The sequence below is a fragment of the Oceanobacillus sp. J11TS1 genome, assembly GCF_018333215.1.
Taxonomy (GTDB): domain Bacteria; phylum Bacillota; class Bacilli; order Bacillales; family Amphibacillaceae; genus Oceanobacillus.
Map to the genome: position 1 here is coordinate 59,898 of NZ_BORO01000018.1, position 11,188 is coordinate 71,085.

10 protein-coding genes and 1 pseudogene are annotated in these 11,188 nt (G+C 38.5%); 7 read left to right on the forward strand and 4 right to left on the reverse strand.

Features of this window, described 5'->3' with window-relative positions:
- Window positions 1-69: 69 nt before the first annotated feature.
- Window positions 70-1,206: a GGDEF domain-containing protein gene (locus KI343_RS13780; protein ID WP_212927001.1), complete on the reverse strand. Its 1,137-nt coding sequence runs from the start codon at window positions 1,204-1,206 to the stop codon at window positions 70-72.
- Window positions 1,207-1,644: 438 nt separating this feature from the next.
- Here KI343_RS13780 and KI343_RS13785 point away from each other — a divergent pair, with 438 nt between their 5' ends.
- Both KI343_RS13785 and KI343_RS13790 read left to right on the forward strand, forming a co-directional pair.
- The gene (locus KI343_RS13785; RefSeq protein WP_212927002.1) at window positions 1,645-1,821 is read left to right on the forward strand and encodes a YjfB family protein; all 177 of its coding nucleotides are present in this window, start codon (window positions 1,645-1,647) and stop codon (window positions 1,819-1,821) included.
- Window positions 1,822-2,098: 277 nt separating this feature from the next.
- A pseudogene (locus tag KI343_RS13790) lies at window positions 2,099-2,992 on the forward strand (3-hydroxyacyl-CoA dehydrogenase).
- Window positions 2,993-3,038: 46 nt separating this feature from the next.
- Here the strand turns inward: KI343_RS13790 and KI343_RS13795 are convergent.
- A complete protein-coding gene (locus tag KI343_RS13795) occupies window positions 3,039-3,764 on the reverse strand; it encodes a DUF3784 domain-containing protein (RefSeq protein WP_212927003.1) in 726 nt (241 codons plus the stop codon).
- Window positions 3,765-3,995: 231 nt separating this feature from the next.
- On the opposite strand from KI343_RS13795, the gene KI343_RS13800 reads away from it, so the two are divergent.
- Both KI343_RS13800 and crcB read left to right on the forward strand, forming a co-directional pair.
- Window positions 3,996-4,376 (forward strand): fluoride efflux transporter FluC, encoded by a 381-nt coding sequence (locus tag KI343_RS13800; RefSeq protein WP_212927004.1) that lies wholly within the window; start codon window positions 3,996-3,998, stop codon window positions 4,374-4,376.
- Between the two features lie 5 nt (window positions 4,377-4,381).
- Window positions 4,382-4,756, forward strand: a complete 375-nt coding sequence (crcB, locus tag KI343_RS13805) for a fluoride efflux transporter CrcB (RefSeq protein WP_244856954.1) — start codon at window positions 4,382-4,384, stop codon at window positions 4,754-4,756.
- A 158-nt stretch (window positions 4,757-4,914) separates the two neighbouring features.
- Here the strand turns inward: crcB and KI343_RS13810 are convergent, their stop codons facing one another.
- Both KI343_RS13810 and menC read right to left on the reverse strand, forming a co-directional pair.
- The gene (locus KI343_RS13810; RefSeq protein WP_212927006.1) at window positions 4,915-6,309 is read right to left on the reverse strand and encodes an L-cystine transporter; all 1,395 of its coding nucleotides are present in this window, start codon (window positions 6,307-6,309) and stop codon (window positions 4,915-4,917) included.
- A gap of 700 nt (window positions 6,310-7,009) precedes the next feature.
- Window positions 7,010-8,119 (reverse strand): o-succinylbenzoate synthase, encoded by a 1,110-nt coding sequence (gene menC / locus KI343_RS13815; protein WP_212927007.1) that lies wholly within the window; start codon window positions 8,117-8,119, stop codon window positions 7,010-7,012.
- Window positions 8,120-8,229: 110 nt separating this feature from the next.
- On the opposite strand from menC, the gene KI343_RS13820 reads away from it, so the two are divergent.
- The 3 genes from KI343_RS13820 (at window position 8,230) to KI343_RS13830 (ending at window position 10,863) form a co-directional block, all read left to right on the forward strand.
- Complete coding sequence (locus KI343_RS13820; RefSeq protein WP_212927008.1) at window positions 8,230-9,051, forward strand: MurR/RpiR family transcriptional regulator; 822 nt, start codon at window positions 8,230-8,232, stop codon at window positions 9,049-9,051.
- 81 nt (window positions 9,052-9,132) lie between these two features.
- Window positions 9,133-10,257 carry a M20 peptidase aminoacylase family protein gene (locus tag KI343_RS13825; protein ID WP_244856956.1) on the forward strand — a complete coding sequence of 375 codons (1,125 nt, stop codon included), beginning with the start codon at window positions 9,133-9,135 and terminating at the stop codon, window positions 10,255-10,257.
- A 330-nt stretch (window positions 10,258-10,587) separates the two neighbouring features.
- The gene (locus KI343_RS13830) at window positions 10,588-10,863 is read left to right on the forward strand and encodes a hypothetical protein (protein WP_212927016.1); all 276 of its coding nucleotides are present in this window, start codon (window positions 10,588-10,590) and stop codon (window positions 10,861-10,863) included.
- The last annotated feature ends 325 nt before the right edge of the window (window positions 10,864-11,188 follow it).

Genomic DNA, 11,188 nt, shown 5'->3' on the forward strand with positions numbered 1-11,188 from the left:
CGAGAAATAAACGAAGGCCATAACAGCATTAGGATGATTAGAAAATCAAAAAACCCCATTTCCGAAAGATTATTCTACTTCTTTCCGGAATGGAGTTTCAGAAGGATACACTCTATTTTTACCTAATAGCTTTGCTTTATATAAACATTTATCAGCTGCCTGGACGATTTGATCGTGACTGGTGCATGTATCTGGATAAGTCGCTACACTAATAGAAACTGTCACGGGAACGGCCTGGTCCCTGGAAATCTTGAATGGGCATGCCTCCACTTCTTTCCGGATTCTCTCTGCCACCTCTAATGCATCCGAAAGGGCACACCCTGGTAAAGCCACCGAAAACTCATCTCCACCATTGCGAAAGGCCACATCACATGAGCGTATATTTTTTGTTAAAATATCACTGAACCCTGTTAAAATATGGTTTCCCGCTGGATGTCCATACGTGTCATTAATCTGTTTGAAATAGTCAATATCAATCGTTAACAAGGTCAGCTTCTCTTTTTTTGTGATGGCGGTCTGAACTAATTTCCCCCAGTTCTTTTCAAATGAGCGCATATTCTGTAAACCTGTCAGGAAATCCGTTGCTACTTCCTCTTGATATTTTGATATAAGAACCTCTGTCTTGCTTAGATATTTGATGAAAAATACAGCGGTCAATCCACCAATAATTGATAATAGAAAATAGGCGGGCATAAAACGCATCTGTTGCAGAAAATCCCGAAAATCAGACACCATTATGATAATAAACGTAATATTGGAAAATAGAATCATTACCAAACTTTTTCTATAGCTTGGTTGCTTTGGATGATACAGCTTATCAATAAATAGGAATCCTATAAACAACATCGTCATTAAGATGGGGGTTGTCATTGCAAAGTCTGTACCATTGTCTAAAATAAACCTGCCAATCATAATGACGACACTGCCAATAGCAGCAGGGAATGCCGCTTCAAATAAAATAAGCAACATAATCGGTATAAAACGCAAATCTACTAAATGGCCTGGAACATCGGTAGAAAATAACATTAAAATAATACCAAATAAGCCGCATACGAAGCCATCAATGATGCCTTTATGCCAAAACGGTTTGTCGTCTAATTTCAGCTTTGTTCTTAACGGTAGATAAATAACAATTAACGTGATGATGACGCAAAGGCTAATAAAAAAATCATCCAAAAAATAGAATAATAGATTTCCGTTCCCCAAACTGTTTCCCCTCCTTTTACGACAACATTGGTCTTAGTGGGTGGAACTTTGTTTTCTACTTATCAAAGCATCACCATTGCCAAACGATGGTTCCCTTATCTTTATTGGAACAGTCAAATAACTTATATAATAAATATCTATATCTGATAATTCTTTTACGCTACAGGAAAAAAACGCCTCTAAAGAATAAGTGTCTAGTTCTTTTTATCTGCTTCTTTGGAAATAGTTCCATATTCTAACTATAAATTTTACCATGAATCTTTTATATCACCAAGTGTTCCTATCTGTTTTTTGATACAAGTTTTTTTGGTGGTATGACATGTTGAGGTCTGTGCTTATATTTCTCCCCCGACATTCGTTATCGATAAGCTATAGGTATCTATCTTATGTTAAAATTGGGTTAGGTAATAAAGTTTCTGAAACGAGGTGAATGTACAAGTGGATGTTGGAAAATTATCCATGGTAATGCGTCAAGCGAATCTGCAGACGCAAGTGTCTTTTGGTGTAATGGGAAAAGTTATGGACCAGGCTGAAGTGCAAAATGCAGAGTTGATAAAAATGTTGGATCAACCGATTCATCCAGACTTAGGACATTCCATAGATGTAAAAGCCTAAAGCGTTTAACTTACTTGTAATAAGCAATAACTTAATAATGGAACAAGCAAGCCTGCTCCCCGCTCTTCTAATTGTCAAGGAAACAAAGAAGAAGCAGGGGGCTTTTCCTGCTTAAAAAAGTTTCGTATGAAGGAATTAAAAGACGCAGTCTGGGAACACTATAATGATACTTTACGAATAAATAGGAAAAAATTTACTTCAGGAAAGCAATTTTATTTATATTTTATTGAAAAAGGCGTATGCTATATATGTAAATTAGGAGAAAGAAGGATTATTTATGAAATTTAAAAATGTAACCGTAGCGGGTAGTGGTGTTTTAGGAAGCCAGATTGCATATCAAATTTCTTATAAAGGCTTTAACGTCACCGTGTACGACATTAATGACGAAGCTGTCGATGCAGCAAAAACTCGAATGGAAAGATGACAAGAGCGCTATAAAGAGGATTTAAATGCAACAGATGCAGAAGTAAAAGAGGCATTTGAAAGCATAAGCTTTTCTACTGATTTGAAAGACGCCGTAGCGGATGCTGATTTAGTGGTTGAAGCGGTGCCGGAAAATGAGGAAATCAAATTAGATTTCTATAAAAAATTAGCGGAAGTAGCTCCAGAAAAAACTGTTTTTGCATCTAACTCATCTACTATGTTGCCAAGTCAATTTGCGGAAACAACTGGTCGTCCAAGTAAATTCTTGATGCTCCATTTTGCGAATGAGATTTGGAAAAACAATACAGCAGAAATCATGAAACATGAAGGCACAGATATGAAGGTTTTCGACGATGTTGTGGAATTTGCTAAACAAATCGGCATGGTTGCACTTCCAATTTACAAGGAACAACCAGGTTATATCTTGAATTCATTGCTTGTTCCATTTTTAAATGCAGGAGAAGATTTGTTAGTAAATGGTGTTGCAGATCCAGAGACCATTGATAAAACATGGATGGTAGCAATGGGAGCGCCAAAAGGGCCATTTGGAACCTTGGATTGGATTGGCTTGAGAACACCTTATAACTTAGCAGTCGGAAAAGCCAAAGCTGGTAATAAAGAAGCAGAGAAATTTGCGAAGCTGTTAAAAGAAGAGTATCTGGATAAAGGAAAATTTGGTATTGAATCTGGAGAAGGATTCTACAAATATCCTAACCCAGCATTTGAAGATCCGGACTTCTTGAAATAAATGAAATGATTAAAAAGCTGTCCGACCTGTGATCGGGCAGCTTTTTTTAATGATTCGTATCCAATTGGGAAGCCTGCTGAAGCTGGTTATAGCGTTCCATTGTTTGATCAGCATTATTGGTATTCATAATAACAAAGCTATCTTTGGTACGAACAACAATAAATGGAGCCTCATTGGAATCGATATATAGCTTTCCAGATCCAAAATCTTCTATGAGAAATCGCCCAATGTGCTTTCCGAACATAGAAATGCCGTTTGTGCGTAACTTAATCTGAGGGAGTTCGTCATATAAGGAGATTTCTTCAATATCGGAAAATGCCCATTCCTCTCCATACAACCCCGTCACTTTAAAAGAATCTTCCTCTATCTTCAATGAATTAGGCATAAAAGGGAGTGCAAAAATCACAATAACTAAAACGAGAGAAAGCGCTAAAACCACTTTATTTACCTTTTTTGATTTCCTTTTATCTTTTTTTGCCATCCATAATGATTCTACAAACAAGACAATCATCATAACAAGGTAAGAGCCTTCAATGGCGTATGGAACATGTAAAAGCTGCAATAGGAACCCGATTGTTAAAATAATGCCTATATGCAGCGTCATCTTTCCGACAGCACGCGGATAACCTGCTTGAATCATTTGCTGCTGTTCCTCGTGCGTACTTGTATTAAATCCGCTAATTAAATGATAGTTTTTGCGAATTAAAATTAAATAGGCAAAAAAGAAAAACATGATAATTAAAAATATTTGAATAACATATAAGAATTCCATCGAATCACCCCGCGCATCATATGTACACTATAATCATACGGCTGAATTCGAAGAAAGTTTCATGAAGGGAGGAAAAAATGATTTTGAAGCTGGGGATAAATGAAATAAATGGATGGCAGGTAATGAATCTTCAGACCACTATACTTTACTTGCTTTCTTTGAGGCTTCGGATTACATTTTAAATACACACATAAGAACATAGATAATTGACGATAAAGGTCGGGTGATGGAATGAATTATCTATTCGTGATGGTAGGAGCATTCCTTGGTGCGATGGCACGGTATGGAACGAGTCTTTGGTTTGGAGAGCAGGAATTCCCAATTGCAACGATTACGGTAAACATCATAGGTTGTTTTTTTCTAGGCTTCTTATTAACGCTTGTTTCGCTTTCTAAGCGTGTTCGGCAAGTATGGGCATTGACTTTCGGTACTGGCTTTCTCGGAGCATTCACAACGTTTTCTTCCTTCGCACTAGACGTGCTGCTTCTTCATTTGCCAGTGGCTCTTCTTTATGTCGGAATGAGTTTAGCTGCTGGAATCGCATGTGCTGGATTAGGTGTCTGGACAGCAAAATGTTTTACTATACACATGAAAAAGCAGAAGGAGGCATAATTCCTGTGATTTTCGTAGGTATGGGCGGTGCAGTTGGCGCATTGCTGCGTTATATAATCAGCGAATATATGAAACCGCTAAAGGAGAGGAAAGGGATATATTTTCCAATTGGAACAGGCTTCATCAATATTTCAGGTTCATTCTTATTAGGGATTCTATATGGACTTTATGCACAAGGTGAATTATCATTGCTGCTTTGGCTTCTTTTAGGCATTGGTTTTTGTGGCGGATACACCACTTTTTCTACCTTTGGAAAGGAAGTAATTGATTTACTTTTGGATAAGCAGTGGCAGACAGCTTTCTGGTATATGGCGACTTCTGTCTTGCTAAGTATCTTAACAGCGTGGGCTGGTATACATATTGTTCGTTTGTTTTACTGAAATAAGAGCTTGATGGTAGATCGAACATAGAACATATACTAAAAAAGCAGCTATCTCCAAGAAATCTAGAGATAGCTGCTTTTTCTTTAATAACTACTTTCTACTTTAACAATACAACGAAGGGATATGCATAAAGGTTTGGCGTATGCCCCGTTTCGTTAAATTCCTGTACTTTCTACAACAGCTTCTTTATTATTAAATGTCGATTCATCTAAGTTACCAAGTACTTTGGAAGTTACCGTACCTGATACCATGCTTCCATTTACATTGACTGCTGTACGGCCCATATCGATGAGCGGTTCAACTGTAATAAGCAATCCAGCTAGGGCAATTGGCAATCCCATAGAAGAGAGGACGATAATCGCAGCAAATGTTGCTCCACCGCCAACACCAGCAACACCAAAGGAACTGATAGCTGTAATTAATACGAGTTGAATAATAAATTCGATAGACAATGGATCGATACCCACAGTCGGCGCAATCATCACCGCGAGCATTGCTGGATAAATACCTGCACAAGCATTTTGCCCCATTGTTGCTCCGAACGATGCAGACATATTTGCAGCTCCGTCATCTACACCAAGTGCACTTTTCTGTGCATAGACGTTTAATGGGATTGAACCTGCGCTTGAACGGGAAGTGAAGGCAAATCCGAGTACTGGGAATACTTTTTTCATAAACGTAACTGGGTTTAATTTAAATCCACTAATAATTAACATATGGATAAGAAGCATCACAATCATTGCTACATAAGAAGCAATGACGAATTTACCTAGCTGAACAATACCTGCAAAGTTTGTCGTAGCAACCATGTTTGTCATTAAAGCTAATACCCCAAAAGGAGTTAGACGTAAAATTAATGTTACAAGACGCATCACAATGGTGAAGACAGAGTTGACGATTTTCGTAAATATTTCTGCCTGCTCCGGTTGTTTTCTGCTCACTCCAAGCGTGGCAATTCCTACAAGAAGAGAGAAGATAACAATTGCAATAACCGAAGTTGAACGTTCTCCAGTCATATCTAAGAAGATATTACTTGGAATAAAGTTAATGATACGCTGCGGTGTTGTTTGTTCTGCCATCGAGTCAAAACTTTCCTCCAACGAAGCGCCACGTTCCGTCTCTTCATGCCCTGCTTCAATTTGCTCTGCATTCAAATCAAAGAGGAGAGAGGTCCCAATACCGACAGCTGCTGCAACAAGCGTTGTAGAAATAAGAACACCAATTACCCAGCCAGCCATTTTTCCAAGTTGTTTCGTTTCATTCAGATTAATAATGGCACGAATAATAGAAACCATTACAAGCGGAACAACAATTAGCATCAAGAAGCGAATATATCCGCTGCCGACAATGCTGTACCAATCCAATGTTCCAGCAACAACATCTGATTCTTGTCCATAAATAACCTGGAAAAGAACTCCTAAAACAATTCCAAGCCCCATTCCTGTAAATACGCGCTTGGCAAAAGAAACATGTTTTTTCTGCATATAAATAAGTAAACCAATTAATGCTAATAAAACAATAATATTTAATACAATAAACCAAGTATCCATTTGGTATTATCCTCCTTTTAGATGTTCCTAATAATTCCAATGAAAATAGTACGGATTAAACTATACAACGATTTCTTTATTATTTCAAGAGAGTTGCTTCAAAACGCTATACTTATTTTGCATAATTATATCCGTGTCAAGATATTGGGAAGCCGCTCGAAATTCTAGGAAAGCGCTCGAACCAAGCCAGAATCCGCTCCAAAACCTGAGGAAGCGCTCGAACCAAGGTATAAGGCGCTCCAAAACCTGAGGAAGCGCTCGAACCAAGTCAGAACCCGCTCCAAATCAAGAGGAAGCATTCGAACCAGATGAGACCCCGCTCCAAATCCGGGAAAAGCGCTCGAACCAAGTCAGAACTCGCTCCAAATCTGGGGAAAGCGCTCGAACCAAGGTATAAGGCGCTCCAAATCTGGGGAAAGCGCTCGAACCAAGCCAGAACCCGCTCCAAATCCGGGAAGAGCGCTCGAATCAAGTCAGAATCCGCTCCAAATCTGGGAAAAGTGCTCGAATCAAGTTTTGTTCATTTCGCTCTAATAAAGCTGGAATATCCCTTTTTATTATAAAAATGCTGTTTTTTATAGTATGTACTATCTAAGAAATAACATGATATATTTATAATAGAAAAAGAAGAGTCATTCTAGGTGGATAGCCCTTTTGCAAATAGGCTAAGCACCTTTTTGACTCTTCTCCAATTTTGATTCTACATTTTAAATGTCTGTTTTTGAACGGTATATTTCGCTAATTTATCTCGATTTACTGCATAACCGATTCCTGGGGAAGTTGGAACTTGCACAAATCCGTCGGTTACAGTTACTTCAGGATCAATAATATCTTCATCCCAATAGCGTGAGGAAGCGGCTGTATCTCCAGGTAAAGTAAATGCAGAAAGGGAAGTGATAGCAATATTATGGGCACGGCCTACACCGGATTCGAGCATGCCGCCACACCACATTGGGATGTCCGCTTCTTTACATAATTCATGAATTCGTTTCATGGTGGTTATACCGCCAACACGACCTACCTTCATATTAATGATCTTCCCGCTGCCAATCTGAATAGCTTGTCTGGCATCGTCATAGGAATGAATGCTTTCATCAAGGCAGATAGGTGTTTGAATATGTTTTTGCAATTCGGCGTGATCTATTAGATCTCCGGCTGTTAAGGGTTGTTCAATCATCATTAAATTAAATGGGTCTAATTGTTTAAGCGTTTCAATATCATCTAGCGTATAAGCAGAGTTTGCATCCACCATTAATGGAATGTCAGGAAAATGGTTACGAATTTCTTTCACTACTTCGACGTCTTTTCCAGGTTTAATTTTTACTTTAATCCGTTTATAGCCTTCCTCTGTTTTCTCGCTTATATTTTGAAGAAGGCGTTCTATATCATCTTCAATGCCTAGACTGACGCCAACTTCAATTTCTGTTCTGTCCCCGCCAATGGCTTCAGCTAAGGAGATGCCTTGTTGCTTTGCGTAGATATCCCAAGCAGCTGCATCAATGGCTGCTTTTGCTAAATTATTGCGTTTGAATGGTTCAAACAAATCAGTTAGTTCATCCGGATGATTGATTTCACGGCCTAATGTAAGTGGAATTAAGTATTCTTCCAGCATCACCCATGCAGCTTTCGTAAATTCTTCAATATACAGTGGAGATTCAGAAGTGACGCACTCACCCCAACCGATTGTTCCGTCTTCGTCTTTTGCTTCTAAAATAATAAATTCACGGTCTTGCTCTGTTCCAAAACTTGTTGTAAATGGATTTTTCATTCGCATGTTCAAACGATGCATTGTTATTTCTGTAATTTTCATAAAAAAGGGCTCCTTTGTTATTGACTAAACATTGCATTCTATTATAATGAAGTCTATACTTTAAATCAATTAAAAATAATTGTTTACACTTCAAAAAAGGGATGAATAGAATGGACACTTCATATCAGGAGCGCATAAAAGCAAATTTGCCGATATTAACGAAGGGGCTGCAAAAAGTTGCGGATCATCTTTTAAATGAACCGATTGCATTTGCCACACATCCTGCCAAAACAGTAGGGAAAATGATTGGTGTCAGTGAGACGATGGTGCATCGTTTTTGTCATGCAATTGGTTATAGAGGCTATGCAGAACTGCAGAAGGAAGTAAGGAATAATCTGTTGAATCTGTCTCAATCAGCAGACGAAAAGCCTTTTAGTACCTTTCATGATTCGATTGAAGCAGATATTGAGAATCTCCGGAGGCTGCAAAAACACCTTGATACGGAGCAATTAGAAAAAGTAGTAAATACGATATTGCAAAGTGAACGAATTGTCGTCGCGGGATTTTATCATTCCTTTAGTTATGCACATTGGCTGTATTTCAACTTAAACTATATTATCGGCAATGTCAGTCTGTTTCGACCGGAGAGTGATGCTGGGGTGCTCGACTTTTTACCTGCAAAATCAGCATTAATTGTATTTTCATTTTATCGCTATGCGGTAGATACGATTCAATTAGCTAAAGATGCACAGCAAAAAGGAATCAAAGTGATTGTGATTACTGATTCTTTAGCTGCGCCAACTGTACCGTTTGCAGATATGACCCTTCCTATTCATTCAGCACATTCTGGAGATTCCCTTTTACAAAAAGGACCGATCAGTATTTCTCTCGTAAATGCAATTGTAGATGAAATAATTCGAAAGGTTACAGACAAAGAAAATAAGGCACCGACATTTAATTACTTTATAAAGGATGTTCAAAAAGACCAATAAAAGTGACGCAACGGGAAAGGGAATTCTACAACTTTTTTGAATTAATTTCTAAATAAAGCGTAATAAAGGATGGCGAAAATCATGACAAGTTCGATTGAAAAACAAGTAAAAGACCATTTTCATTATTTACACAATCATGCGGAAATCAGCTGGGAAGAAGTAGAAACCACCAAATTTATAAAAAGAAAGCTAGAAGAAGCAGGTTGTAAGGTAGAAGTTTTTAAAGAGCATACTGGTGTAATCGGTAAATTTGGTGATTTTAGCAAAGGGCTCCCTGTTGTAGGAATTCGCGCCGATATGGATGCATTATGGCAGGAAGTGAATGGGACATTTCAAGCGAATCATTCTTGCGGTCATGATGCGCATATGTCGATGGTACTTGGGGTACTATGGAAACTGACCCAAATTCCAAATTTAAAAGAGCAGGTGGCTGTAAAATTTATTTTTCAGCCTGCGGAAGAACACGGTAATGGCGCATTAAAAATGATAGAGCAAGGTGTTGTAGAGGACGTCGATTATTTGTTTGGCGTTCACCTAAGGCCGAAACAAGAAGTGGCCATGGGAAAAGCAGCACCTGTTATTGTACATGGAGCAGCAATCTCTTTTGAAGCAGCGATAAAAGGCGAGGATGCGCATGGTGCACGTCCACATTTAAACGCCAATGCGATTGAAGTCGGTGCACATATTGTTCAGATGCTCTCTCAGGTTCATTTAGATCCGAGAGTACCGCATTCTGTAAAAATGACTAAGTTCCAAGCGGGAGGAAAAAGTTCTAATATTATCCCTGGAAATGCAAGTTTTAGTTTAGATTTACGTGCCCAGACAAATCAGGTAATGAACGAACTGGAGAAAAAAGTAATTCAAATTTTAGAAACGGCTAAGGATTTACATGGGGTGGATATCGAATACACGAAAGAGTCATCTATTGTTGCCGCTGAGACAAATGATACAGCGATTCAAATAATGAAAGAAGCGATAGGAGAAGTTTTAGGAGAAGCAAATTTGAAAGAAGACTTAGTCACGCCGGGCGGAGATGATTTCCATTTCTACACGATTAAAAAACCAGAATTAAAAGCGACGATGTTGGGGCTTGGCTGTGACCTCGGACCTGGCCTCCATCATCCTAATATGAAGTTTAATGAAGATGCACTGATACATGGAGTTGATATTTTAAGCCAAGCTATCAAAAATGTATATGGATTATGAAACACTTAATTAAAAAATCAAAGGCCGGATAGCAGCCTTTGATTTTTTGTTTTGGAGTGAAAAGGAAGTTCAGCCCATGTCCGCCTAAACAGGAAGCTCGAGCCTCTACAGGGGGAGCTTTGCGCTCTTGATTTAATTTTGTAATTGTTGCTTCAACTCTATAGGATGAGGTTTTTCTGTTAGTGAGTACTGCCAAGAGATATGGAGATAGAATGTTTTTTAGAGAAAGACCTGCATAACTTCTTTCCATATAGAAAAGTAATGAAATTATCATTTTTCTAGACGAATGCATATCTTGGTAAGGAATGATTCAGAGAGGAGAGCAATGGAATGAATGAAATAAATTTGTATTCAGAAAATCAGCTAGGCATGCATCCATACACATTTTATAATGATGCAGGATATAGTAGCCAAGGCTATAACCATGAATTCAGACGCCCTTATCACCATGGCCCGTTTTATGGAAATCCAGTGTTTGGATTTGGAATCCCATTTTTAGGAGGATTGGCAACAGGATTGTTACTTGACGGCATTGGGGGGCCGCCACCATATTATCCTTATCCACCATACTATCCATACCCGCCATACGGTTACTATCGCTATTGATAAAAGAATGATTCGGATATATTTGCATGGAAAAGGTGAGCAGGTAAAATGTTGCTTGCCTTTTGACGTTTTGAAAAAGATTTCCCCTAGATACTTTAGAAGAGGGAAGGAGCAGGAATGTTGATTTTCGGATTGACTAATAAAGCTTATCGCTCATCCCGGATTACAGGCACAACCCGCTAACCGATTCAACTCAGCGATGACGTACAATAGTCTGTGTAAGATGAATAAATAGGAAAGGTAAGGTTATCCTACCCTTTAGTTAATCACGACAAAAACTAAGAAGAGGAGACCTTACCCATGTCTACTAGTATAACTGATAATG